Raw genomic sequence first — 24,978 nt, 5'->3', positions numbered from 1 at the left:
TGCATATACTAGAATAGGAATGCTGTAAAAAAATAGAAAACGTAACTGATACCGGCTGTTGCCGGTGTTTTATGCAAACAATTATAAAAAAACGCAACAGGAGGCTGAACGTGTCTAAGTATACGAATGAAATAGAAAAAAGAAGAACATTTGCCATTATTTCCCATCCGGATGCAGGTAAAACTACACTGACTGAGAAATTCCTGCTGTATGGCGGAGCAATCAATCTTGCCGGAAGTGTTAAAGGTAAGGCAACAGCCCGCCATGCAGTGTCAGACTGGATGGAGATCGAAAAAGAGAGAGGTATTTCCGTTACTTCCTCTGTTCTGCAGTTTCATTATGATGGTTACTGCATTAATATTCTGGATACACCGGGACATCAGGATTTCTCGGAGGATACTTACCGTACACTGATGGCAGCAGATTCTGCAGTCATGGTAATCGACGGTTCCAAGGGTGTGGAGGCACAGACCAGAAAACTGTTCAAGGTCTGCGTAATGCGCCATATCCCGATTTTTACATTTATCAATAAGATGGACCGCGATGCAAACGACACATTTGACCTTCTTGATGAGATTGAGAAAGAACTTGGCATCGCAACCTGCCCGATCAACTGGCCAATCGGTTCCGGTAAGAAATTCCGCGGTGTTTATGACCGTAATACAGAGAAAATACTTACCTTTTCTGATACACAGAAAGGTACCAAAGAAGGTGTGATCGAGGAAATCCCGTTAAGTGACAGCCGGGCAGATGAGATTATGGATCCGGAGCAGAAAGCACAGCTTCTGGATGAGATTGAGCTTCTGGACGGCGCAAGTGCAGATTTTGACCAGGAGCTGGTAAGCAAAGGTAAGCTGACACCTGTATTCTTCGGATCTGCGCTGACAAACTTCGGTGTGGAAACATTTCTGGAACATTTCCTGAAGATGACAACATCACCGCTTCCGAGAGTGTCTGATATTGGGAAAATTGACCCCATGGATGATGATTTCTCAGCGTTTGTATTTAAAATCCAGGCAAACATGAACAAGGCACACAGAGACAGGATCGCATTTATGAGAATCTGTTCCGGTAAATTTGACGCTTCCCAGGAAGTATATCATGTGCAGGGTGATAAAAAGATGCGTCTGCTTCAGCCGCAGCAGATGATGGCAGAATCCCGCCATGTGGTAGATGAGGCATATGCCGGAGATATTATCGGTGTTTTTGACCCGGGTATCTTTTCCATCGGAGATACAATCTGTGCACCCGGTAAAAAGTTTGCATTCGAAGGTATTCCTACATTTGCACCGGAACATTTTGCGAGAGTCCGTCAGATTGATACTATGAAGAGAAAACAGTTTGTTAAAGGTATCAATCAGATCGCGCAGGAAGGTGCTATTCAGATTTTTCAGGAGTTTAATACCGGTATGGAAGAAATTATTGTAGGTGTTGTAGGTGTCCTGCAGTTTGATGTTCTGAAATATCGTCTGGAAAATGAATATAATGTAGATATCCGTCTGGAAACACTTCCATATGAACATATTCGCTGGATTGCAAATAAAGAAGAAGTAAAAGTGGATAAGATCATTGGAACCTCTGATATGAAAAAAGTTACTGATCTTAAGGGAAATCCGCTGCTCCTCTTTGTAAATTCCTGGAGTGTGGGTATGACAGAGGACAGAAATCCTGGCTTAATATTAACGGAATTCAGTAAATAACCCTTTTCATTTATCTGTCGATTTGGTATAATGAACAAAGATTAAAGAATCCCTCAGGAGGTTTTCAGATGGCAGAGAAAAGAATAACATATAAAATACAGGATTTAGGAGGCATTGGTGAGGTCCAGATCGCAGATGAAGTGGTCGCTATCATTGCCGGACTTGCTGCTACGGAAGTAAACGGAGTTGCTTCCATGGCAGGCAATATCACAAACGAGCTGGTAAGCAAACTTGGAATGAAGAATCTTTCCAGAGGTGTTAAGGTTACTGTACTCGAAGGAGTTGTAACAGTAGACCTGAACCTGAATATCGAATATGGTAAGAACATTCTTGAGACAAGTAAGAAAGTTCAGGAGAAAGTAAAATCATCCATAGAGAATATGACAGGTCTTGAGGTTGCAGATGTTAATATTCATATTGCCAGTGTAGATATGGAGAACGAAAAAGGAAAGTAACCCTTTCCTTTTTTGTGTACTTAAGAGATATTTAGAAAGGAAAGCTGTTTATACAGCAAAAATTATGCGAAGAAGAGAGCAGAGAGAACATATTTTTAAATTACTGTTCATGACAGAATTTAATTCAGAGGAAGAGATGAGTGAGCAGCTTTCACTTTATTTTGATACTCTGGAGGAACTTTCAGAGAAAGATCAGGAGTATATGAGCCGGAAATACCGCCATGTACTTGAAAAATTAGACGAGATCGATGCACTGTTAAATGAGACAAGCAATGGCTGGAAGACAAAGAGAATGAGCCGCGTTGACCTGACTGCCCTGCGTCTGGCAGTGTATGAACTGAAATATGACAAAGATGTACCTACAGGTGTAGCTATCAATGAGGCGGTAGAGCTTGCCAAACGTTTTGGCGGTGAGACTTCCGGTTCCTTTGTAAACGGTATCCTTGGCAAGATTGCCAACAGTGAAAGCGAAGAAAAATCAGAATGAAAAACACATATTCTGTAGGTCAGGTAAACCGTTATATCAAAAATATGTTTACCCAGGATTATTTACTGCAGAAGATTTATGTAAAAGGCGAGGTGTCCAATTGTAAATATCATACAAGCGGACACATCTATTTTTCCCTGAAAGATGAGACAGGAACATTGAATTGTGTGATGTTTGCCGGACACAGACGGGGACTTGCATTTGCCATGAAAAATGGCGATAAGGTGATCGTTGGCGGGAGTGTGGATGTATATGAACGCGACGGCCGCTATCAGATGTATGCAAAGGAAATTACTCTGGAAGGTGCAGGTGCTTTGTATGAGAGATATCTTGCGCTGAAACAGGAACTTGAAGATATGGGAATGTTTGCGCAGGAGTACAAGCAGCCCATTCCGAGATTTATCAGACGTCTGGGTGTGGTAACTGCACCGACAGGTGCGGCTGTTCAGGATATCCGCAATATTTCCTATCGAAGAAATCCCTATTTACAGATTATTTTATATCCGGCTCTTGTACAGGGGGCGGGTGCGGCAGAAAGTATTGTAAAAGGAATACAGATGCTTGATAAGACAGATGTGGATGTGATCATTGTGGGAAGAGGCGGCGGCTCTATTGAAGATCTCTGGGCGTTTAATGAAGAAATCGTGGCCAGAGCTATTTTTGAGTGCAGTACACCCATTATTTCCGCAGTAGGTCATGAAACGGATTTTACAATTGCTGATTTCGTTGCTGATCTGCGAGCTCCTACTCCTTCTGCTGCGGCAGAGCTTGCGGTGGATGATTACAGAAGTGTGATTGAAGCAGTAAGTATTTACAGGCAGCGGTTATATCGTGCAATGAGTGGTAAAACGGATCTGTACCGCAGCAGACTGGAACATTTTCAGACAAAATTTGCTTATCTGAGTCCGGAGAACAGGCTGCGGGAGCAGAGACAGCGTCTGGCAGATCTGGAGAATGCTGTACAAAATGGAATGAACAGGAAACTTCAGGATGAGAGACACAGATTGTCTGTTTATCTGGAACGTTTTGCAGGACTTTCCCCTTTAAAGAAACTGAATCAGGGATATTCTTATGTGGCAGATAAATATAAAAAGACATTGACAAGTGTAGAACAGGTACAAAATGGGGATACCATTTATATATCTGTGACAGACGGTACGATAGAAGCAGATGTTACAGGTACGGTGAAGGAGGAGAGAATCTATGGCGAAGAAAGAAAACTGTGAGCAGTTACAGGAGGAGAAACCTTTGGAAGAGATGTTTGCAGAACTGGATCTGCTGGCTGAAAAACTGGAAAACAGAGACACATCGCTGGAGGACTCTTTTATACTGTACAGACAGGGCATGGAACTTTTGAAACTTTGCAGCGGGAAGCTGGATACAGTGGAGAAGAAAATGCTGCAGCTTAATGAGGATGGTACATTTAGTGAATTTTCAAGATGAATTAGCAAAGAGAACGGAAGAAACAGAGAAAGTGATCAGAAGCTTTCTGCCTGCAGAGGCGGGATTCGCCGGAACAATGGCTCAGGCTATGAATTACAGTATGCTGGCAGGAGGCAAGCGCCTTCGGCCAATGTTGATCCGGGAGACATATCGCCTGTTTGATGGTAAGGAAGAAGTTGTAAAACCGTTTATGGCAGGAATGGAGATGATCCATACTCATTCCCTGATTCATGACGATCTTCCTGCACTTGATGATGATGATTACAGGCGCGGCAGACTGACTACACATAAGGTATATGGGGAAGCCATGGGGGTGTTAAGCGGTGTTGCGCTGCTTAATTACGCATACGAAACCATGTTTCAGGCATTTGCCCTGACAAAAGAGCAGGATCGGGTAATCCATGCGTTGAGAGTGGTCTCACAGAAAACAGGCATTCATGGAATGCTTGGAGGACAAAGTGTTGATGTGGAAAATGACGGAAAGCCCCTTGAAAAAGAGATGCTTGACTATATTTACAGAAATAAGACGTCAGCATTGATCGAAGCCTCCATGATGACAGGCGCAATTCTTGCAGGAGCAAATGAGCAGGAAGTATCTGCAGTGGAGAAAGCTGCCGGAAATATAGGACTGGCTTTCCAGATTCAGGATGATATTCTGGATGTGACCAGCACTGCAGAAGAACTGGGAAAACCTGTACACAGTGATGAGAAGAATAATAAAGTTACTTATGTGACTCTTTTTGGAACAGAGAAGGCTGCTGAACAGGTGGAAGAACTCTCAGAGAAGGCAATCGATCTGCTGAAGAGTCTGAATAAAAATAACGAGTTTCTGTATTTGTTAATTGAAAAATTAATAAACCGCAGAAAATAAAGGAAGGATACAAATGATTCTGGAAAAGATTAAGAAACCCAATGATATCCATAAGATACCATTGGAAGATTTCGAGCCTCTGGCAGCGGAGATCAGGGATTTTTTAATCCGGTCAGTAAGTCAGACAGGCGGACATCTTGCTTCAAATCTGGGAGTAGTGGAACTGACTCTGGCTCTTCATAATGTGCTGGATTTTCCGGAAGACAAACTAATCTGGGATGTAGGACATCAGGCATATACACATAAGATTCTTACCGGAAGAAAAGATGAATTTAAGAATCTGCGACAGGAAAGTGGATTAAGCGGTTTTCCTAAGAGAAGTGAGAGCCCCTGTGATGCATATGATGCAGGACACAGTTCCAATTCAATTTCGGCAGGACTGGGATATGTGCATGCCAGAGATATTCTGGGACAGAAGCATCATGTAGTTTCTGTGATCGGAGATGGTGCTCTCACCGGAGGAATGGCGTATGAGGCATTAAATAATGCTGCAGAGTTAAAGACAAATTTTATTATTATCATAAATGACAATAATATGTCCATTTCCAGAAATGTAGGAGGCATGTCCACTTATCTGAGTGCACTGAGAACTGCAGAAGCTTATACAGGAATGAAGATGGGTGTGACAAAGGCACTGAAGAAGGTTCCGAAGGTAGGGACTGCTCTGGTAGATACTATGAGAAAAACCAAAAGCAGTGTCAAGCAGCTTTTTATTCCGGGAATGCTGTTTGAAAATATGGGGCTGACATATCTGGGACCTGTTGACGGTCATAATATGCGTCAGATGATGAAACTCTTTAATGAAGCAAAACGGGTAGAGGGACCGGTAGTTGTTCATGTCCTGACAAAGAAAGGCAGAGGATACGAACCTGCAAGTGCCCATCCGGACAGGTTTCATGGAACAGGTCCTTTTGATATTAAAACAGGCCGGGTACTTCAGAAGAAAACAGTGCCGGGTTATACAGATGTTTTTTCCAAAGCACTGGTCTCTCTTGGTGAGAAAAATAAAAAACTGACAGCTATTACCGCAGCCATGCCGGATGGAACCGGACTTGTGGAATTTTCCAGGAGATTTCCGGACAGATTTTTTGATGTGGGAATCGCAGAGGAACATGCAGTGAGTTTTGCGGCGGGTCTGGCTCTTGGCGGCCTGGTTCCTGTTGTTGCCATCTATTCATCTTTTCTGCAGCGTGCTGTAGATCAGATCCTGCATGATGTATGTATGCAGAAGCTTCATGTGATTTTTGCTGTTGACAGGGCAGGGCTTGTAGGCGCAGACGGGGAGACGCATCAGGGCTGCTTTGATCTGTCTTATTTGTCCATGATGCCGAATATGACTGTTCTGGCACCGAAGAATGACAGAGAACTGGAAGAGATGCTTGCATTTGCGGTAAGCTTTGACGGACCGATTGCAATCCGCTATCCGAGAGGCAGTGCGCATCAGGGGCTTCGGGAATATCAGGCACCTGTGGAATATGGCAGAAGTGAGATTATCCGCAAAGGAAAAAAAATCGCTGTGCTGGGAGTGGGAAGTATGATCCCGTCCTGCATGGAAATCTGTAAAGGACTGAAAGATGACGGCTATGATCCTACTTTTGTAAATGCCAGATTTGTGAAACCACTGGATGTGGATCTTCTTGATGAACTGGCAAAGGATCACAGTCTGTTTGTGACAGTAGAAGAGAATGTGAAAAGCGGCGGATACGGAGAGCATGTGTCTGCTTATATGGAAGCCTGTCATCCGGAAATAAGAGTGTTGTCGGCAGCTGTCTGGGATCGTTTCGTACCCCAGGGAAATGTAGAAAGCCTGCGCAGCCGGATTGGACTTGGAGTGGAAGACATCAGACAGGCAATAGAAGATAGTGAGGAATTAAGAGAGCAATGAAGAAACGTTTGGATATGCTTATGATGGAACGCGCCCTTACGCCATCCCGCGAGAAGGCAAAGGCATTCATCATGGCAGGCGATGTATATGTTGATGGTCAGAAAGAAGATAAGGCGGGAACCATGTTCCCGGAGACTGTAAAGATTGAGGTCAGAGGAAACACTCTTCCGTATGTAAGCCGCGGTGGGCTGAAACTTGAAAAAGCTATGAAAAACTTTGATGTCACATTGGATAGTAAGGTCTGTATGGATGTAGGTGCGTCCACCGGAGGGTTTACAGATTGTATGTTACAGAACGGGGCAGTAAAAGTTTATTCCATTGATGTAGGATATGGACAGCTTGACTGGAAGCTTCGTAACGATCCGCGTGTAGTCTGTATGGAGAAAACCAATATCCGCTATGTGGTACCGGAGGATTTGGGAGAACCGGCAGATTTTTCATCAATTGATGTGTCCTTTATTTCTCTTACAAAAGTACTGCTTCCTGTAAGAAATCTCCTTACAGATGAGGGTGAGATCGTATGTCTGATCAAGCCGCAGTTTGAGGCGGGGAGAGAGAAAGTCGGAAAGAAGGGGGTTGTAAGAGATCCTGCTGTTCATCAGGAAGTGATCGAAAAAGTGCGCGATTATGCCATGAGTATTTTTATGGAGCCATGTCATCTTTCTTTTTCGCCAATTAAAGGACCGGAAGGAAATATCGAATATCTTCTTCATCTGAAAAAACATCCGGAAGGTACCGGGGTTACCGACAGCCTGAAGGTATCTGTAGAAGCTGTTGTGGCAGAGGCTCATGGACAGTTGGATTAAAAAGGCTGAGTCAGGAAGAAACTATGGACAGGTTTTATATTATTACAAACAGTGACAAGGATAAAAAACTTGAAATCACAGAAAAAATCGCAGATTATCTGAAAACACATCACAAAAACTGTGAAGTACAGCAGGCAGAAAGGAAACATGAGGGTTCCTTTCATTATACAGATCCTGATAAGGTTCCGGACGATACACAGTGTATTATTGTTCTGGGAGGAGATGGCACACTTCTTCAGGCAGCAAGGGATGTGGTGCATAAGGAAATTCCTCTTCTTGGAATCAATCTGGGAAATCTGGGTTTTCTTGCAGAAGTGAATCAGACCTCTCTGTACAGTGCTCTGGATCAGCTAATGGCGGATGATTACGAGGTAGAAGAACGCATGATGCTGGAAGGAAGGGTGTACCGTGGCAGAAAACTGATCGGACAGGATATTGCATTGAATGACATTGTGATCGGCAGAGACGGTCATCTCCGCGTGGTCCGGTTTAAGAATTATGTAAATGATGTTTATCTTAACTCTTATAATGCTGATGGAATTATTATTTCAACACCTACCGGATCTACCGGATACAGTCTGTCAGCGGGAGGACCTATTGTATCGCCCAATGCCGCCATGACGATCATGACTCCCATAGCACCACACACGCTGAATACAAGAAGCATTATTTTTCCTGCGCAGGATGTGATCACTGTAGAGATAGGAAAAGGAAGACACTGTGACTGTGAAAAGGGAATCGCATCTTTTGACGGAGATACATTTATCCCCATGGTCACCGGTGACTGCATTCAGATCCGGCAGGCAGATGTAAAGACAAAGATTCTGAAGCTGAACCATTTAAGTTTTGTTGAGGTATTGCGCCGGAAGATGAGAGACAGCTGATCAGCAGGAGGAAATAAGGTGAAAGTTGCGAGACATGAGAAAATTATTGAACTGATTCATCAGTATGATATTGATACACAGGAAGAGCTGGCCTCCAGACTTAATGAGGCAGGATTTAAGGTGACACAGGCGACTGTATCCAGAGATATTCGTGCTCTCAAGCTGACAAAAGTGGCAGGAAAGGACGGAAAGTCTCGTTATGCAATTATTAATAATGAATCAGGAAGTCTTGGAGAAAAATATACAAGAGTACTGGAAGATACCCTGCTTTCTATTGATGTGGGACAGAATATCATTGTGATCAAAACCGTTTCCGGAATGGCCATGGGCGTGGCAGCAGCCCTGGATGCGTTGAAATGGACGGAAATACTGGGATGTATTGCAGGTGATGATACTATTATGTGTGCTGCAAAGACTGCAGACATGGCACTGGGAGCAGCAGAGAAACTGAGAAGTTTTGTCAGATTGAATAAGTGATCCCACGAGTAACTGCTCAATACCTTTGCAGTTACGATCCTGAACTTTTAACATTACAAATGACTTGATTATGGAGGCAATAAATGTTAGCTCATCTGCATGTGAAAAATCTTGCACTGATAGAAGAAATAGAAGTGGAATTTGGTCCCGGACTGAATATCCTGACCGGTGAGACCGGAGCAGGTAAATCTATCCTTCTGGGGTCTATGCAGCTGATCCTGGGTGCAAAAACTTCTAAAAATATGATAAGGGAAAATGCATCCTATGCACTTGTGGAGCTACTTTTTCAGGTAGAAAACGAGAAAGCGCTGGAGACACTGAAAGCACTGGATATCTGTCCGGAAGATGGACAGGTACTTCTGTCCAGAAAAATCATGGATGGAAGAAGCATCAACAAGATTAATGGAGAGACAAGTACTGTAGGTCAGATGAAGGCCGCTGCTGCATGCCTTTTGGATATCCATGGACAGCACGAGCATCAGTCACTTCTGTATCAGGATAAGCAGCTTGCAATCCTGGATGCATATGGAAAAGAAAAAATCCTTCCTGCAAAGGAGAAAGTATCTCTGGCATATAAAGAATACAGCAAATGCAAAACAGAACTTGGTTCCATGAATATGAATGAGGAGCAGAGGAATCGTGAGCTGGCTTTTCTGGAGTTTGAGATCAAAGAAATCGAGAAAGCAAATCTGCAGCCGGGAGAGGATGAGGAACTGGAAGCCCGATACAGAAAAATGAGCAATGCAAAACTCATCGTTGACTCCCTGCAGCTTGTACATAATCTCACAGGCTATGAAAGCAAGGAAGGCGCCGGAGAGACTGTCGGAGAGGCATTAAAGGAATTCTCTCATGTAACACAGTATGATCCGGAGCTTACACCTCTTGCAGAGACACTTACTTCTGTAGACGGTCTTCTGAATGATTTTAACAGAGAAGTATCCGCTTATCTGGACGAGCTGACCTTTGATGAAGGAGAGTTTTATGAGACAGAGAGAAGACTGGATCTGATCAATAGACTGAAGGCAAAATATGGACGTACCATTGAGGAAATTTTCACATATCGCAAACTTCAGGAAGAAAAACTGGAAAAATTACATAAATATGAAGAAAATTTACAGGAATTAAAGGAGCATCTCAGAGAACTGGAAAATATTCTTGAGAAAAAGTCGGATGAATTAGCAGAAATCCGTAAAGAATACAGTAAACAGCTTGAGCAGAAGATTATTCAGGGATTGAAGGATTTAAACTTCCTGGATGTGAATTTTGCCATTGATTTCCGGAAAAAGAAAAACTACACAGATAATGGAACCGATGATATCCAGTATCTCATTTCTACAAATCCCGGAGAAACTCTGAAGCCACTGGGACAGATCGTATCCGGCGGTGAGTTGTCTCGAATCATGCTTGCATTAAAGGCAATCCTTGCAGACAGAGATGAGATTGAGACATTGATCTTCGATGAGATCGATACTGGTATCAGTGGAAGAACTGCACAGAAAGTCTCTGAAAAGATGGCAGTGATCGGACAGCATCATCAGGTACTCTGCATCACGCATCTGCCGCAGATTGCAGCTATGGCAGACAGTCATTTTGAAATTGAAAAACATCTGCAGGGAACTGAGACTATTACCCAGATTCATGTGCTTAAAGAACATGATTCCATCCGCGAATTGGCAAGACTGTTAGGTGGTGCAGAAATTACACCTGCAGTTCTTGAGAATGCGAAAGAGATGAAAGAATTGGCACAGAAACAAAAAAATACAAGATTTAAATAAAATAATTGACCACATACTAAGAGAGGATAATCTTTGTGACGGATTGTTCTCTCTTATTTTTGTACCTTTCGGGTTTGCTGTGATGGGAAGTGTTTTATGGCAATTTCACAGTTACAGAATTTCATAAATACAGAATGAAAGGATGTGCATAATAATGAACAAAAGAAAATACAGACTTTTTGTCATCTGTTGTCTTGTGCTGGATCTGTTGGTGATGCTGATATCAGGTTACAGATATCTGGACAGAAAGATACCTGACGAAATTCAGATTTCCAGAGGCAAAAAAACAGAAGATGTCACAGAAGTTTTGTCAACACCGTTTGTTACATTTGAAGAAGCAGTTACTGTTTCGCAGGATGGAGGCTATATTCTGCCCTGTAAACTTTTGGGTTATATTCCATTTAAAGAAATAAAAGTAACACCTGCAGATGATCAGGAAATTTATGTCAGCGGAAGCACCATAGGAATTTATATGCAAACAGAAGGTGTTCTGGTGATTGACACCGGTGAAATTCAGAATCGGAATGGTGAGACAGAGGAGCCTGCGAGAAATATTATCAGACAGGGAGATTACATTATCTCATTTAACGGAGAAAAAATCTCTACAAAAAGAGAACTGATAGATGACATCTCAGAACTTGATGGCAGCGAAGTTACACTGGGGATAAGCCGCAAAGGAGAGAGTATTCCTGTATCTGTAACTCCTGTAAAAGACAAAAAAGGAGACTATAAACTTGGAATCTGGGTAAGAGATGACACGCAGGGGATAGGAACGCTTACCTACGTAGATCAGAATGGTAATTATGGTGCCCTTGGCCATGGAATCAGTGATATAGACACTGCCCAGCTTCTGAATATCCGAAACGGAGCTTTGTATAAAGCCCGGATTCTTGCGATTAACAAAGGAAGTAAAGGCAATCCCGGCGAACTTGCAGGATACATCTGCTATGATGACAGAAATATTCTTGGAACTATCGAAGCAAACAGCAGAAACGGAATTTATGGTCAGTTCACAGGGATTGCAGATGATGCGATCACTTTAAAGAAAATGCCGGCTGCGTATAAGCAGGAAGTGAAGATTGGAACAGCCACAATTCTCTGCAGTACAGATGGCGAGGTAAAAGAATATGATGCAGAGATCAGAAAAATAGATTTGAATCATGAAGATACCAACAAAAGTTTTGTGATAAAGGTGACAGATAAAGAACTTCTGGAAGCTACAGGAGGGATTGTACAGGGGCTCAGCGGAAGCCCGGTTATCCAGAATGGAAAAATCATTGGTGCGGTAACTCATGTATTTGTTCAGGATGCTTCCAGCGGATATGGAATCTTTATTGAAAATATGCTGAAAAATACAGAAAGACTCTTTTAATGGATGATCAGGATTATGAAACAAAAATCTGATTATTGTCGAAATATATCAGATGCCTGTGAAAAATGAAAATAAAGAAAAAAGAATCACCAAAGCTGTCGACATAAAATAGGACAAATTTCCCTCTGTGTCTTGATTTTTCCGTAAGCATTCCTCTATAATATGTGATGAACCGAAAAAGAAAAGAGATTTATTGAAAAATGGGGGAGGAGTGAAATTTATGGAAAAATTAAATGTGGCAATTGCAGATGATAATGAGAAAATGGTGGAAGTACTTGGTCAGATAATAGAAGAAGACAAAGATCTGGAACTTGTGGGAAAAGCGCATAACGGAGAAGAAATCTGTAATATTATACGTGAAAAGGAACCGGACGTTGTGGTTCTGGATATTATTATGCCGAAAATGGACGGACTGGCAGTAATGGAGAAATTTGCCAATGACAAAAGTCTCAAAAAGATCCCATCATTTATCGTAGTTTCGGCAGTCGGTCAGGAACGTATTACAGAAAATGCATTTAACTTAGGGGCAGATTATTATATCCTGAAGCCTTTCGATAATCAGATGCTGCTTAATCGTATCAAACATGTGCGCAGAGCCAGCGAGAGAAGAATACGTCAGATCGGGCGGCAGCCTGAAAGGACAGAAGACAATCCGGTACCTGTGAGAAATCTGGAAACAGACGTGACAAATATCATTCATGAGATTGGAGTGCCTGCACATATTAAAGGATATCAGTATCTGCGTGACGCCATCATCCTGTCAGTTAATGACATGGAGATGCTCAATTCCATTACCAAGATACTGTATCCTACGATTGCAAAGAAACATCAGACAACAGCCAGCAGAGTGGAACGGGCTATCAGACACGCCATTGAAGTTGCCTGGAGCAGAGGAAAAATGGACACAATAGATGAATTATTCGGTTACACAGTCAGTACAGGAAAAGGAAAACCCACAAATTCAGAATTTATTGCTCTGATTGCAGATAAAATCAGATTGGAATATAAAAATCGCTCTTTCCAATAGTCATAGTTTGGAGTATAATTATTCAATAAAGGCTACCAAGGAGGGTTTTTCGCATGAAAAATATTTTATTTGCAACATCTGAAGCTGTACCATTTATCAAAACAGGAGGTCTGGCAGATGTAGCTGGCTCATTGCCGAAATATTTTGATAAACGATATTTTGATATTCGTGTGATCTTACCGAAATATGCCTGTATGAAACAGGAATGGAAAGATAAAATGAACTATATCACACATTTCTACATGGATCTTGGATATAAGAACTGCTATGTAGGAATCATGCACATGGAGTACGAAGGAATTCAGTTTTATTTTATTGACAATGAATACTATTTCAGCGGACCCAAACCGTATGATGGAGGAACATGGGATCTGGAGAAATTTGCATTCTTCTCCAAAGCTGTACTGTCAGTTCTTCCGGTTATCGGATTCAGACCGGATATTATACACTGTCATGACTGGCAGACCGGACTTGTTCCCGTATATCTGCACGACAGCTTCCAGCAGAATGAATTTTTCTGGAATATCAAGACGATCATGACAATACATAACCTTAAATTCCAGGGTGTATGGGATGTACAGACAATCAAGAATATCACAGGACTGTCCGATTATTATTTTACAGCAGACAAACTGGAAGCATATAAAGATGCCAACTATCTGAAGGGCGGTATTGTGTTTGCAGATGCAGTCACTACTGTAAGCAATACTTATGCAGAGGAAATCAAGACACCGTTCTATGGAGAAAAACTGGACGGTCTGATGTGTGCGCGTGCAAATAGCCTGCGTGGAATTGTAAATGGTATTGATTACAATGAATTCAATCCTGAAACAGATCCATATATCACAAAGACTTATAATGCAACAACTTTCAGAAAAGAGAAAGTTAAGAACAAACTTCAGCTGCAGAGAGATCTTGGATTGCAGGAAGATCCGAAGACGATGATGATAGGTATTGTATCACGACTGACAGATCAGAAAGGGTTTGATCTGATCGCATATGTGATGGATGAGCTTTGCCAGGATGCTATCCAGCTTGTAATTCTTGGAACCGGTGATGAACGTTATGAGAATATGTTCCGTCACTTTGACTGGAAATATCATGGAAAGGTATCTGCTCAGATCTATTATGATGAGAAAATGTCTCACCGTATCTATGCATCAGCAGATGCGTTCCTGATGCCGTCCTTATTTGAGCCATGTGGTTTGAGTCAGCTGATGAGTCTTCGTTACGGAACACTTCCGATCGTCAGAGAAACAGGTGGACTGAAAGATACGGTCGTACCTTATAATGAATATGAGGGAACTGGAAACGGATTTTCTTTCAGAAACTACAATGCGCATGAGATGCTTGCAACAGTGCGCAATGCGGAAAGAATCTATTATGATAAGAAACGTGAATGGAATAAAATGGTTGATCGTGCTATGGCAGCTGATTTCTCATGGGGTAATTCCGCACGTCAGTATGAAGAAATGTACAACTGGCTGATTGGTGATAAATAGAAACAGAGAGAAATATTAAAAACTACGAAAGAGCAGGGAATGTAAAAAAAGCACATTCCCTGCTTTTACTGTTATGTTGTTACTGTTTACACACCATTATCCCGCGAGGTGTTTTGGCATGAATATGCCAAAATCCCGAGACATACAAGCCGAAATTCCATTGCCACAGGTAATCTGAAATGAATTTTGGCAACGTTACTGAGAAACGGAGTGAACAGTAACATGAAAAGGTTATTCAGGCAGAATAAAAAGCTTGACATTTGACAGGAAGTATAATACTATAATGAATAGAAAACGAACATAAGTTCTTAAAGGGCTGAAGGAGATTAAAATAAATGATAAATGAAGAAAAGCAGAAAGCACTGGAAGCAGCGCTTGGACAGATTGAGAAACATTACGGGAAAGGATCAGTCATGAAACTCGGGGAATCCGGAGCAAATATGCAGGTGGAGACAGTCCCTACCGGATCTTTAAGTCTTGATATTGCACTTGGAGTAGGCGGTGTTCCCAAGGGACGTATCATCGAGATTTACGGACCGGAATCCAGCGGTAAGACAACCGTTGCACTTCACATGGTTGCGGAAGTGCAGAAACGAGGCGGGATTGCCGGATTTATTGATGCAGAACATGCTCTGGATCCTGTCTATGCAAAGAATATCGGTGTAGATATCGATAACCTGTACATATCACAACCGGACAATGGAGAACAGGCACTTGAGATCACAGAGACGATGGTGCGTTCCGGAGCTGTGGATATTGTGATCGTTGACTCGGTTGCCGCACTTGTACCGAAGGCGGAGATTGATGGAGATATGGGTGACAGCCATGTAGGTCTTCAGGCCAGATTGATGTCACAGGCTCTCCGTAAACTTACAGCAGTGATCAGTAAATCTAATTGTGTAGTTATCTTTATCAATCAGCTGCGTGAGAAGGTTGGAGTTATGTTTGGAAATCCTGAGACAACGACAGGTGGGCGTGCTCTGAAATTTTATTCATCTATCCGCATGGATGTCCGCAGAGTAGAGACATTGAAACAGGGCGGTGAGATGGTGGGAAACCACACCAGAATCAAAGTTGTGAAGAATAAGGTGGCTCCGCCGTTTAAACAGGCAGAATTTGATATTATGTTCGGAACCGGCATTTCCAAAGAGGGAGATATTCTTGATCTGGCAGCGGAATGTGGAATTGTAAATAAGAGCGGTGCATGGTACGCATATAACGGAGATAAGATCGGACAGGGACGTGAAAATGCGAAGATTTTCCTGAAAGAGCATACAGATATCTGTGATGAGATTGAGAAGCAAGTCAGAATCCATTATCATCTTCTTCCGGATGAAGAAGGACAGGCCAAAGAGCCGGTGCCGGCAACAGGTGATGCACCGGATGCTTCTGAGGAGTGATCATGGGGAATTCATCCGGAGATCTGAGAGAATTTCTCAGGAATGCAGAGGCTTTAAAGAGACAGACTGTACAGAAACAACAGAAAAATTTAACGGAAAAACCTGAAGAATACAGAGACGCAAGGCGTAAAGCCATGCGTCTCTTAGAACATATGGATCGGACGGAGAAGGGATTGAGAGAGAAATTGCGCCAGGCGGGATTTACCAGTCAGGCGGTTGATCATGCTCTGACATATGTTGAAGCCTATGGATATATAGATGATGAACGATATGCCAGAACTTATATTGCATACAGAATGGATACAAAGAGCCGGCAGAAGATCATCCGGGAACTTATGGGAAAGGGAATAGACAGGAAAACAGCGATAAATGCATGGGAGGAAGAGGCTGCCTTAAATATGCCTGATGAAAAAGAAATCCTCTATCGAACCATAGAAAAGAAATATGCGCCGGATACTGAGCTGGATGAGAAAAAAATGCGTCGGCTCTATGGTTATCTTGTGAGAAGAGGATTTGGATATTCAGACATTACAGATACTCTTGAGAATATGAATATCAGACTTGTACATACATATTCAGATGAACCATAGTATACTCCATTGTCTGTGCATCGCAAAATGTATTACTGAGAACAGAACGAACAGTAATTAAATATAGGAAAAATATTCAAACAATTATCCTGAAAAACTTGACATAAGTATGAAAAAAAGATAAACTTGTATTGTTGTATTTGTACAATGAAAACTAAATAAGGAGGTGCTCCTGTGACAACAACAATTATTGTTGCAATTGTCGCTGTGGTAGTCGCGCTACTTATTGCAGTTCCTGTTACTTGCAAAGTCGCTGTGAACAATAAAATCCAGAAGGATGCCGAGATTGTTGGGACAGCAGAAGACAAAGCAAGAAGCATCATAGATGAAGCTCTGAAAACAGCTGAGACTAAAAAAAGAGAAGCTTTATTGGAAGTGAAGGAAGAATCTCTCCGTACAAAAAATGAACTGGAGAAAGAAACCAAGGAACGAAGAAACGAACTGCAGAAATATGAAAATCGTGTATTAGCAAAAGAATCCGCGGTTGACAAGAAAGCAGATGCAGTTGAGAAGCGTGAAGCGGAATGCACAGCGAGAGCAGCTGAGGTGCAGAAAAAAGAAAAACGGGTAGAAGAACTTGAGCAAAAAGGAGTACAGGAACTGGAACGAGTTTCAGGTCTGACCTCCGAACAGGCAAAAGAAGAATTACTCAGATCCGTTGAAGATGATGTAAAAGTGGATGTAGCCAGACTTTACAGGGAATTGGAAAGCAGGGCAAAGGAAGAAGCTGGTAAGAAGGCTAAGGAATATGTTGTCAATGCCATCCAGAAATGTGCAGTTGACCATGTAGCTGAAACTACCATTTCGGTTGTTCAGCTTCCGAGCGATGAGATGAAGGGAAGGATTATTGGTCGTGAAGGCCGTAATATCCGTACTCTTGAGACACTTACAGGTGTGGATCTTATTATTGATGATACACCGGAAGCAGTTGTGTTATCTGCTTTTGATCCGATCCGTCGTGAAGTTGCACGTGTAGCTCTTGAGAAACTGATCGTAGATGGACGTATCCATCCGGCCAGAATCGAAGAGATGGTTGAGAAAGCCCAGAGAGAAGTAGAAGCGCAGATTCGCGAAGATGGTGAGAATGCAGCTATGGACGTTGGAGTTCATGGTATTCATCCTGAATTACTGAAACTTCTTGGACGTATGAAGTTCCGTTCAAGTTATGGACAGAATGCTTTAAGACATTCTATTGAGGTAGCTCAGTTATCCGGAATGCTGGCCGGTGAGGTTGGCGTAGATGTCCGTATGGCTAAGAGAGCAGGTCTTCTTCATGATATTGGTAAATCAATTGACCATGAAGTAGAAGGATCTCATATTCAGATTGGTGTGGATCTCTGTAAGAAGTATAAGGAATCCCAGATTGTTATCAATACGGTCGCATCTCATCATGGTGACTGTGAGCCGGAATCTCTGATCGCATGTATTGTACAGGCTGCAGATGCTATTTCAGCGGCGAGACCTGGTGCAAGAAGAGAAACTCTGGAAACTTATACCAATCGTCTGAAACAACTGGAGGATATTACGAACCAGTTTAAAGGTGTTGATAAATCTTTTGCCATTCAGGCGGGAAGAGAAATACGTGTAATGGTAGTGCCGGAGCATGTTAATGATGCAGATATGGTTCTCCTTGCGCGCGATATTGCGAAACAGATTGAAGCAGAACTTGAATATCCCGGTCAGATTAAAGTCAATGTGATACGTGAAAGCAGAGCGATTGACTATGCGAAATAATATGATTGTTCATTTTATGGACTATCGTGGACAGTTCTTTGCAGATATAAACTGTGCAGATTGTATTTATACAGTCTGTGCAGTTTTTTTATGTTATGGGAAATTACTCCGTAATGTTCCTATAACATAAAAAAGCCCTCCGGACACGATTCTTTCTTGTAAAGACAGGAATACTTCCTGGAATTTCTCAGTAAACTGGTACAGGGTGATAGAATGAAGAAAAACAGAATGGGAACCAAAAAATTTCCTGCGCTTATTTTATTTCTTCTTGGATTTCTGGCCGGAAATCTGATACCGAATATAATCTGGAAGGCAAAATGGCAGCAGAAAACATGGGCATCGGTATATTTTCTGAGTACATTTGCAGGAAAAAATACAGGCAATATTGAATATCTGAAAGAAATATTAAAATACAGAGGTGTTTTTTATCTGTTGAATATAATTTGTGGATTTTCGGTTTTTGGTGCGCCGCTTGCTGTTATAACGCTTCTGGGATCAGGATTGTATGCAGGTATGATAATGACTGTTTCTATACTGGAATTTGGATTTGCAGGCGGGGTGATCGGAATGGGACTTTTGCTGCCGCAATATTTATTTTACATTCCGGTCTGGCTTTATTCTATGGAACAGGAATGGAAGATATCATCAGAAATATGGAGAAACAGAGGTTTGATTTCCGGAGAAGTCAGTATTTATCTTAAAAAAATGTGCATTGCAGCAGTAGGATATTTTCTGGGAATACTTATCGAATGCTATGTGAACCCTCTGATCATTGACATTATTCTGAAATATATAAAAATTTTTTAATGACATATTTACTATATTTAGTATTGGTTGTCATAAAATCTCCGACATATGGTATTTGATGCTGAAAAAGCTTGAAATACAAGGATTTTCCTCGAAAAAAAGGTTTGATTTTATGTAAAATAAACAGTATAATACATATACATTTTATCGGAGAGAGTACGATTTTCTGCTGATAAACTGCGAAGAGGATTAATTTTCGTCTGATCGCAGGAGCTACAGGCAGAGGATATTTTGATTAAAAGGAAACGGGAATATGGACATAGAAATAAGGGAATTTATTACATATCTGCATAATACAAAAAAAACATCGGCAAATACAGAGATCTCATACCAAAGAGATCTGAAAAAAATGGCGGAATTTCTGAAGGAACGGGGAATCAGAAATTATAAAGATGTAAAAGAACTTGAGCTTGAAGGGTATATCAGTTACATGGAACGTGAGAAGTTTGCGTCATCTTCCATTTCCAGAAGCGTTGCTTCTATGAGAGCATTTTTTCAGTATCTGTGGAAGGAAGGCGTGATCGCAGAAGATCCGGCAGATAACCTGAAACCTCCGAAGGTTGAGAAAAGGGCACCTGAGATACTTACCATAGAAGAAGTGGATAAATTACTTCAGCAGCCGAAATTGGATACCCCTAAGGGGATAAGAGATTCAGCAATGCTGGAATTGCTGTATGCAACAGGTATGAGAGTCAGTGAGATGCTTCATCTTCAGATTTTTGATGTCAATCTCCAGTTTGGATATGTGGTCTGTAATGAGAATGGAAAAGAGAGAATTATCCCTATTGGTATTCCATGCAAGAAGGCAATGGAACGGTATCTGCAAACAGCCAGAACTGTTTTTGTGAAAGATGAGAAAGAAACAGCATTATTTACAAATTGTTCAGGGAAAGCGATGAGCCGTCAGGGATTCTGGAAAGTATTAAAGGGATATGCGGATGATGCCGGTATCAAAAGGGATATTGCCCCGCATACATTGAGACATTCTTTTGCTGTGCATATGCTGCAGAATGGTGCGGATATACGAAGCGTTCAGGAAATGCTGGGACATTCCGATATTTCCACTACGCAGGTTTATCTGGGCATGAATATGAATAAAATGCGTGATGTGTATATGAAAACACATCCACGTCATTAAAAACTTATTATTTATGAGGATTGCTATAATGTCAAATGAAAAAGCTTCTATAGTCTGTTTTGAACAGTTTATAGAAGCTTTTTTAACTGAATCAAGTAAGTCCCCTGCGGAGGTTGCGAAGAGCAATAAGCAGTGGGTGGCTGAATAGTTTTTTTCTGTAATGTCATAACATGTGCTATTCACAGATAATGTAATTACAGCAATCCATCTGATCAGAAAATATAGAATGTTGTTTATAAACAATAACGGATCAACACATCTCAGCAATTGTATACAGAAGACGTTCAGATTCTTCCCATCCAAGACATGGATCAGTAATAGATTTTCCGTAAATATGATCACATCCGATTTTCTGATTTCCCGGTTCAATATAACTCTCGATCATAAGACCTTTTACCAGAGTATGAAGTTCTGGGTCTACCTGGCGGCTGTGGAGAACCTCTTTTGCAATACGAACCTGCTGGTCATATTGTTTATTAGAATTAGAGTGGTTGGTATCAACGATAACCGCCGGATTTTTAAGATTTTTCTCCTGATATTTCTCCCAGAGAAGACGAAGATCCTCATAATGATAGTTCGGGATTGCCTCCCCATGTTTATTTACGGCACCACGGAGAATTGTATGAGCCAGTTCATTACCTGTTGTTTCTACTTCCCAGCTTCTGTAGATAAAACGATGTCCGCCCTGAGCTGCTACAACGGAATTGAGCATGACTGCAAGATCACCGCTGGTTGGATTTTTCATACCTGCAGGAACTTCCATGCCGCTGACGGTAAGACGATGCTGCTGGTCTTCCACAGAACGTGCACCTACTGCCACATAAGAAAGCAGGTCAGAAAGGTAACGGTAATTTTCCGGATAAAGCATCTCATCTGCACAGGTCATACCACTGGTCCGGATTGCATGGATATGCATTTTACGGATTGCCACAAGCCCTGCAAGAAGATTTGGCTGTTTCTCGGGATCCGGCTGGTGAACCATACCTTTATAGCCTTCTCCTGTTGTTCTTGGTTTGTTTGTATAAACACGTGGAACGATCAGAACCTTGTCAGCTATTTTCTCCTGAACATTGCGTAATCTGGTAAGATAATCCAGAACAGCATCTTCATTATCTGCTGAACAAGGACCGATGATTGCAAGGAATTTATCGGACTTTCCGGTAAAAACATCACGCAGTTCCTTATCTCTTGCATCTTTAACAGCCTGAATTTCAGCATCAATGGGATACTGATTACGGATTTCTTCAGGGGTTGGTAATTTTTTGATAAAATCGAATCCCATAGTAATATCTCCTTTGTGTCTATTTGTCTTACTTTTTCGGGATTTATTATAAACCATTCTTATCTGAATGTCGATAGTCAAAATATTTTCGGATGACTTTCTGCGATCCTATCAAGCCTCTTGATCAATATGAATTATTTACGGGGATTGCTATAGTTGTTTGGCAGTATCTGTAAGCTGTGCAGGATGCTGAGCACCAGTTCGCTGCAGAGAATCCCGTACAGATATCCCCGGATTCCCAGGACAGGGATTGCAAACAGCACGAAACTGATCCGGATGCAGACGCTGATCACACTGTGCAGCAGGCAGATACCGGGTTTTCCAAGACCGTTGAGTACGCTGGTGAGAGTGGTGTTCAGGTACAGAAAAGGACAGATATAGGACATGGTATGGATATAGATTCCGGCCGTCTGACTGTGAAACAGAAAATTTCCAAGAAATTCTCCAAGAAACAGAAAAAAAACCATGCAGGATCCGCCTAGCAGCAGACAGTATCGGAAAATCCTGCCAATCACATATTGGATTCGCTTTTGATACCCCAGAGTCTGCAGCTGGGTAATGGAGGGAAGCAGCATGGCAGCAGCCGAGTTTGTAAGCGTAGCGGGGAAAAGAATAAGCGGAAGTGCCATTCCTGTAAAGATTCCGTAAACACTCAGGGAATCTTTGGGAGTAAGTCCTGACATTTGCAGCCTTGCAGGTATAAGAATCACTTCAATACTTCCCAGAAGGGTGAGCAGTATTTTATTCATGGTAAGAGGAACGGAAATATGGAGCAATTTTCTGAGAACAGAAAGCGGTTTTCTGATATTCCGGATATTATAATGTGTGACCTTAAAATGCATACTGACTGCGAAAAGAGAAATAAAAGATGAGGCTATTTCCCCGATGAGATTTCCGCCGACTGCAATTGCCGGAGTGATGCTTCGCCCCTGCGATACACAGATCAGATAAAGAATGTAGCATCCGCCTGTGCGGAAAAGCTGTTCCAGAAGCTGGACTCCTGCGGGAAATCCGGCCTGTTTTCTTCCTAAATAATAGCTGTTGATACAGGTATGAAGTGTACTCAACGGAATACTCAGAGAAAGAATCCGTATCAGACCGGAGGTCTGTGGTTCTTTCAGAATCTGTACTGCCCAGAAATCCGCATAGCTGTAAAGAAACCAGGAGAATACCAGGGAGAAAACAACAGAAAATACAGTTCCCACGACAAAATAATCTGAGATATGACGACTGGGATTTTCAGAAACTTTTTCTGCGGCAGTGAGGCGGGAGATTGCAGTCTGGATACCGGAAGCGCAGATGGACATGATCAGGATCTGCAGTGGAAGTATAAGCTGAAAGATACCAAGCCCATGTGCACCAATAGTGTGTGACAGGAATATTCTGTAAAAGAACCCCATAAGTCTGCTTAACAGACCGGCAAATGTAAGAAGTAAAGTTCCTTTGATAAAAAGTTTTTTTGACATAATGAAAAATCCGGACCTTTTCATGCGCAGCAGGTTGCGAATAGCTGCCTGACTAAAAAACAGTAACCTGCCAAAACGCCTTTACAGCAATATATGAACAAAACAGCCTTGACAGAACGGTTTCTTTCTGGTAAAGTAATCATGAAATCCGAGGGAAACACTGGGAATTAAAAAACGAGGTGAGAAAATGAAACTCTCAACAAGAGCCCGTTATGGCTTGAAAGCACTGATAGATCTTGGTTTGCACAGTGAGAATGAAGCTATATCTTTACAGAGTATTGCGGAGAGACAGGACATTTCCACAAGCTACCTCGAACAGCTTATGGCCATGCTTAAGAAGGCCGGTCTGGTAAAGAGCAGCAGAGGGGCTTACGGCGGATACCAGCTTGGCAAGCCGGCAGATGAGATCTCGGTCGGTGAAGTCCTGCGTGTGCTGGAAGGCAGCCTGGAAGCAGCAGCCTGTCCCGGGATTGAGAATGACGGAACCTGCCATGGCAGTGATGTATGTGTGGCAAAACTCGTCTGGAAGAGAATCAATGACAGTATTACAAGCGCTGTCGATACCCTGATGCTTGGTCAGCTGATCGAGGAAAGCAGAAGAGTACATGAAGAAAAAATGGAAAGTCAGGGCATGGAAGAAAATGTACCGGACATACTTAAATAAAACAGGAGGACAAGAAAATGGGAAAAATGATTTATCTGGACAATGCAGCAACAACTAAAACAGCACCGGAGGTTGTCCAGGCAATGCTGCCATATTTTTCAGAATATTATGGCAACCCGTCCAGTATTTATGATTTTGCAGGCAAGAGCAAAGAGGCGATCACCAAAGGAAGAGAGCAGATCGCGGAAGTTCTTGGAGCAAAGAAAGAAGAAATTTATTTCACAGCAGGTGGTTCCGAGTCTGATAACTGGGCTCTGAAGGCTACCTTTGAAGCATATAAATCAAAAGGAAACCACATCATCACAACAAAGATCGAGCATCATGCAATTCTTCATACCTGTGAATATCTGGAGAAACGCGGTGCAAAGATCACATATGTAGATGTAGACGAGAACGGTATTGTAAAACTGGATGAACTTGAGAAAGCAATCACACCGGAAACAATCCTGATTTCTGTAATGTTTGCAAACAACGAGATTGGTTCTATCCAGCCGATCAAGGAAATCGGACGTATCGCAAAAGAGCATGGAGTGCTTTTCCACACAGATGCTGTTCAGGCATTCTGTCAGGTTCCGATCAATGTGGATGAATGCAATATTGATATGTTGAGCTCCAGCGGACATAAGATCAATGGACCAAAAGGAATCGGTTTCCTCTACATTCGTAAGGGTGTTAAAATCCGTTCCTTTGTACATGGCGGTGCACAGGAACGTAAACGTCGTGCAGGTACAGAGAATGTGCCGGGAATCGTTGGATACGGTGTAGCAGCAGCGCGTGCAAATGCATCCATGAAAGAACGTACTGACAAAGAAATCGCTATCAGAGATCATCTGATCCACAGAATTGAGACAGAGATTCCTTATGTAAAAGTAAACGGTGACCGTATAAAACGTCTTCCGAATAACGTAAATGTCAGCTTCCAGTTTGTTGAGGGCGAATCTCTCCTGCTGATGCTGGATAATTATGGAATCTGTGCATCCAGCGGATCAGCCTGTACATCAGGTTCTCTTGATCCGTCCCATGTACTTCTTGCAATCGGACTTCCGCACGAGATTGCACATGGTTCTCTGCGTATGACACTCAGCGAAGAGACAACAATGGAAGATGTAGATTTCGTAGTGGACAGATTGAAAGAAATTGTAGCGCACTTAAGAAGCATGTCTCCATTATATGAAGATTTCATGAAAAAACAGAATAAATAACAAAACAGAAG

The 24,978-nt window shown here is 42.1% G+C and carries 23 protein-coding genes; 21 read left to right on the top strand and 2 right to left on the bottom strand.

Going from position 1 to position 24,978, the window contains the following annotated elements:
- Positions 1-110: 110 nt before the first annotated feature.
- The 19 genes from NQ550_RS14280 to xerD all read left to right on the top strand — a co-directional run bounded on the left by NQ550_RS14280 (position 111) and on the right by xerD (position 20,353).
- Positions 111-1,700, top strand: a complete 1,590-nt coding sequence (locus tag NQ550_RS14280; RefSeq protein WP_025577313.1) for a peptide chain release factor 3 — start codon at positions 111-113, stop codon at positions 1,698-1,700.
- 68 nt (positions 1,701-1,768) lie between these two features.
- On the top strand, positions 1,769-2,155 hold the full coding sequence (locus tag NQ550_RS14275; protein ID WP_008704100.1) for an Asp23/Gls24 family envelope stress response protein: 387 nt from the start codon (positions 1,769-1,771) through the stop codon (positions 2,153-2,155).
- A gap of 64 nt (positions 2,156-2,219) precedes the next feature.
- The gene (gene nusB, locus NQ550_RS14270) at positions 2,220-2,642 is read left to right on the top strand and encodes a transcription antitermination factor NusB (protein WP_008704098.1); all 423 of its coding nucleotides are present in this window, start codon (positions 2,220-2,222) and stop codon (positions 2,640-2,642) included.
- Positions 2,639-3,868 carry an exodeoxyribonuclease VII large subunit gene (gene xseA / locus NQ550_RS14265; RefSeq protein ID WP_025577310.1) on the top strand — a complete coding sequence of 410 codons (1,230 nt, stop codon included), beginning with the start codon at positions 2,639-2,641 and terminating at the stop codon, positions 3,866-3,868. The genes nusB and xseA overlap by 4 nt, the downstream gene beginning before the upstream one ends.
- Entirely contained in the window at positions 3,846-4,085 is a 240-nt protein-coding gene (gene xseB / locus NQ550_RS14260; RefSeq protein ID WP_025577309.1) for an exodeoxyribonuclease VII small subunit, read from the top strand. Before xseA ends, xseB begins: the two co-directional genes overlap by 23 nt.
- Entirely contained in the window at positions 4,069-4,956 is an 888-nt protein-coding gene (locus NQ550_RS14255) for a polyprenyl synthetase family protein (protein ID WP_008704093.1), read from the top strand. Before xseB ends, NQ550_RS14255 begins: the two co-directional genes overlap by 17 nt.
- Positions 4,957-4,969: 13 nt before the next feature.
- A complete protein-coding gene (gene dxs / locus NQ550_RS14250) occupies positions 4,970-6,841 on the top strand; it encodes a 1-deoxy-D-xylulose-5-phosphate synthase (RefSeq protein WP_025577307.1) in 1,872 nt (623 codons plus the stop codon).
- A complete protein-coding gene (locus NQ550_RS14245) occupies positions 6,838-7,647 on the top strand; it encodes a TlyA family RNA methyltransferase (RefSeq protein WP_025577305.1) in 810 nt (269 codons plus the stop codon). Before dxs ends, NQ550_RS14245 begins: the two co-directional genes overlap by 4 nt.
- Positions 7,648-7,670: 23 nt before the next feature.
- The gene (locus tag NQ550_RS14240) at positions 7,671-8,531 is read left to right on the top strand and encodes an NAD(+)/NADH kinase (RefSeq protein ID WP_008704089.1); all 861 of its coding nucleotides are present in this window, start codon (positions 7,671-7,673) and stop codon (positions 8,529-8,531) included.
- 18 nt (positions 8,532-8,549) lie between these two features.
- The gene (argR, locus tag NQ550_RS14235; protein WP_025577302.1) at positions 8,550-9,008 is read left to right on the top strand and encodes an arginine repressor; all 459 of its coding nucleotides are present in this window, start codon (positions 8,550-8,552) and stop codon (positions 9,006-9,008) included.
- An 83-nt stretch (positions 9,009-9,091) separates the two neighbouring features.
- Positions 9,092-10,783, top strand: coding sequence for a DNA repair protein RecN (gene recN, locus NQ550_RS14230; protein WP_025577300.1), 1,692 nt, complete (start codon positions 9,092-9,094; stop codon positions 10,781-10,783).
- Positions 10,784-10,937: 154 nt separating this feature from the next.
- Positions 10,938-12,155: a SpoIVB peptidase gene (gene spoIVB, locus NQ550_RS14225; protein WP_020994066.1), complete on the top strand. Its 1,218-nt coding sequence runs from the start codon at positions 10,938-10,940 to the stop codon at positions 12,153-12,155.
- Positions 12,156-12,375: 220 nt separating this feature from the next.
- On the top strand, positions 12,376-13,182 hold the full coding sequence (gene spo0A, locus NQ550_RS14220) for a sporulation transcription factor Spo0A (protein ID WP_022381058.1): 807 nt from the start codon (positions 12,376-12,378) through the stop codon (positions 13,180-13,182).
- Positions 13,183-13,235: 53 nt separating this feature from the next.
- Complete coding sequence (gene glgA / locus NQ550_RS14215; protein WP_008704084.1) at positions 13,236-14,684, top strand: glycogen synthase GlgA; 1,449 nt, start codon at positions 13,236-13,238, stop codon at positions 14,682-14,684.
- A 335-nt stretch (positions 14,685-15,019) separates the two neighbouring features.
- The gene (recA, locus tag NQ550_RS14210; protein ID WP_022381059.1) at positions 15,020-16,084 is read left to right on the top strand and encodes a recombinase RecA; all 1,065 of its coding nucleotides are present in this window, start codon (positions 15,020-15,022) and stop codon (positions 16,082-16,084) included.
- A 2-nt stretch (positions 16,085-16,086) separates the two neighbouring features.
- Entirely contained in the window at positions 16,087-16,674 is a 588-nt protein-coding gene (locus tag NQ550_RS14205) for a regulatory protein RecX (protein WP_025577298.1), read from the top strand.
- 225 nt (positions 16,675-16,899) lie between these two features.
- On the top strand, positions 16,900-18,408 hold the full coding sequence (gene rny / locus NQ550_RS14200) for a ribonuclease Y (RefSeq protein ID WP_416386865.1): 1,509 nt from the start codon (positions 16,900-16,902) through the stop codon (positions 18,406-18,408).
- A 213-nt stretch (positions 18,409-18,621) separates the two neighbouring features.
- Positions 18,622-19,215, top strand: coding sequence for a stage II sporulation protein M (locus tag NQ550_RS14195; protein ID WP_025577296.1), 594 nt, complete (start codon positions 18,622-18,624; stop codon positions 19,213-19,215).
- 253 nt (positions 19,216-19,468) lie between these two features.
- Positions 19,469-20,353, top strand: a complete 885-nt coding sequence (gene xerD / locus NQ550_RS14190) for a site-specific tyrosine recombinase XerD (RefSeq protein WP_008704075.1) — start codon at positions 19,469-19,471, stop codon at positions 20,351-20,353.
- Between the two features lie 250 nt (positions 20,354-20,603).
- On the opposite strand, the gene NQ550_RS14185 is transcribed toward xerD, so the two are convergent.
- Positions 20,604-21,635 carry a 3-deoxy-7-phosphoheptulonate synthase gene (locus NQ550_RS14185; RefSeq protein WP_025577295.1) on the bottom strand — a complete coding sequence of 344 codons (1,032 nt, stop codon included), beginning with the start codon at positions 21,633-21,635 and terminating at the stop codon, positions 20,604-20,606.
- A 134-nt stretch (positions 21,636-21,769) separates the two neighbouring features.
- Positions 21,770-23,101 carry a polysaccharide biosynthesis protein gene (locus NQ550_RS14180; RefSeq protein WP_025577293.1) on the bottom strand — a complete coding sequence of 444 codons (1,332 nt, stop codon included), beginning with the start codon at positions 23,099-23,101 and terminating at the stop codon, positions 21,770-21,772.
- 187 nt (positions 23,102-23,288) lie between these two features.
- Here NQ550_RS14180 and NQ550_RS14175 point away from each other — a divergent pair, with 187 nt between their 5' ends.
- Together NQ550_RS14175 and nifS are read left to right on the top strand one after the other, a co-directional pair.
- Positions 23,289-23,765: an RrF2 family transcriptional regulator gene (locus tag NQ550_RS14175; protein ID WP_025577291.1), complete on the top strand. Its 477-nt coding sequence runs from the start codon at positions 23,289-23,291 to the stop codon at positions 23,763-23,765.
- Between the two features lie 17 nt (positions 23,766-23,782).
- On the top strand, positions 23,783-24,967 hold the full coding sequence (gene nifS, locus NQ550_RS14170) for a cysteine desulfurase NifS (protein ID WP_025577289.1): 1,185 nt from the start codon (positions 23,783-23,785) through the stop codon (positions 24,965-24,967).
- Positions 24,968-24,978: the final 11 nt, after the last annotated feature.

The sequence above is a fragment of the Blautia wexlerae DSM 19850 genome, from assembly GCF_025148125.1.
Classification (GTDB): domain Bacteria; phylum Bacillota; class Clostridia; order Lachnospirales; family Lachnospiraceae; genus Blautia_A; species Blautia_A wexlerae.
The sequence above is the reverse complement of the archived record's forward strand: the minus strand, read 5'-3'. Positions and strand labels throughout refer to the sequence as shown.

What these genes read in the sequence shown, in the direction of transcription:
- recN (WP_025577300.1), top strand. Translation starts at nt 9,092, where the DNA reads ATGTTAGCTCATCTGCATGTGAAAAATCTTGCACTGATAGAAGAAATA.
- NQ550_RS14180 (WP_025577293.1), bottom strand. Translation starts at nt 23,101, where the DNA reads ATGTCAAAAAAACTTTTTATCAAAGGAACTTTACTTCTTACATTTGCC.
- dxs (WP_025577307.1), top strand. Translation starts at nt 4,970, where the DNA reads ATGATTCTGGAAAAGATTAAGAAACCCAATGATATCCATAAGATACCA.
- nusB (WP_008704098.1), top strand. Translation starts at nt 2,220, where the DNA reads ATGCGAAGAAGAGAGCAGAGAGAACATATTTTTAAATTACTGTTCATG.
- NQ550_RS14175 (WP_025577291.1), top strand. Translation starts at nt 23,289, where the DNA reads ATGAAACTCTCAACAAGAGCCCGTTATGGCTTGAAAGCACTGATAGAT.
- NQ550_RS14275 (WP_008704100.1), top strand. Translation starts at nt 1,769, where the DNA reads ATGGCAGAGAAAAGAATAACATATAAAATACAGGATTTAGGAGGCATT.
- NQ550_RS14205 (WP_025577298.1), top strand. Translation starts at nt 16,087, where the DNA reads ATGGGGAATTCATCCGGAGATCTGAGAGAATTTCTCAGGAATGCAGAG.
- NQ550_RS14195 (WP_025577296.1), top strand. Translation starts at nt 18,622, where the DNA reads ATGAAGAAAAACAGAATGGGAACCAAAAAATTTCCTGCGCTTATTTTA.
- NQ550_RS14185 (WP_025577295.1), bottom strand. Translation starts at nt 21,635, where the DNA reads ATGGGATTCGATTTTATCAAAAAATTACCAACCCCTGAAGAAATCCGT.
- NQ550_RS14240 (WP_008704089.1), top strand. Translation starts at nt 7,671, where the DNA reads ATGGACAGGTTTTATATTATTACAAACAGTGACAAGGATAAAAAACTT.
- spoIVB (WP_020994066.1), top strand. Translation starts at nt 10,938, where the DNA reads ATGAACAAAAGAAAATACAGACTTTTTGTCATCTGTTGTCTTGTGCTG.
- NQ550_RS14245 (WP_025577305.1), top strand. Translation starts at nt 6,838, where the DNA reads ATGAAGAAACGTTTGGATATGCTTATGATGGAACGCGCCCTTACGCCA.
- glgA (WP_008704084.1), top strand. Translation starts at nt 13,236, where the DNA reads ATGAAAAATATTTTATTTGCAACATCTGAAGCTGTACCATTTATCAAA.
- xseA (WP_025577310.1), top strand. Translation starts at nt 2,639, where the DNA reads ATGAAAAACACATATTCTGTAGGTCAGGTAAACCGTTATATCAAAAAT.
- xseB (WP_025577309.1), top strand. Translation starts at nt 3,846, where the DNA reads ATGGCGAAGAAAGAAAACTGTGAGCAGTTACAGGAGGAGAAACCTTTG.
- spo0A (WP_022381058.1), top strand. Translation starts at nt 12,376, where the DNA reads ATGGAAAAATTAAATGTGGCAATTGCAGATGATAATGAGAAAATGGTG.
- nifS (WP_025577289.1), top strand. Translation starts at nt 23,783, where the DNA reads ATGGGAAAAATGATTTATCTGGACAATGCAGCAACAACTAAAACAGCA.
- xerD (WP_008704075.1), top strand. Translation starts at nt 19,469, where the DNA reads ATGGACATAGAAATAAGGGAATTTATTACATATCTGCATAATACAAAA.
- recA (WP_022381059.1), top strand. Translation starts at nt 15,020, where the DNA reads ATGATAAATGAAGAAAAGCAGAAAGCACTGGAAGCAGCGCTTGGACAG.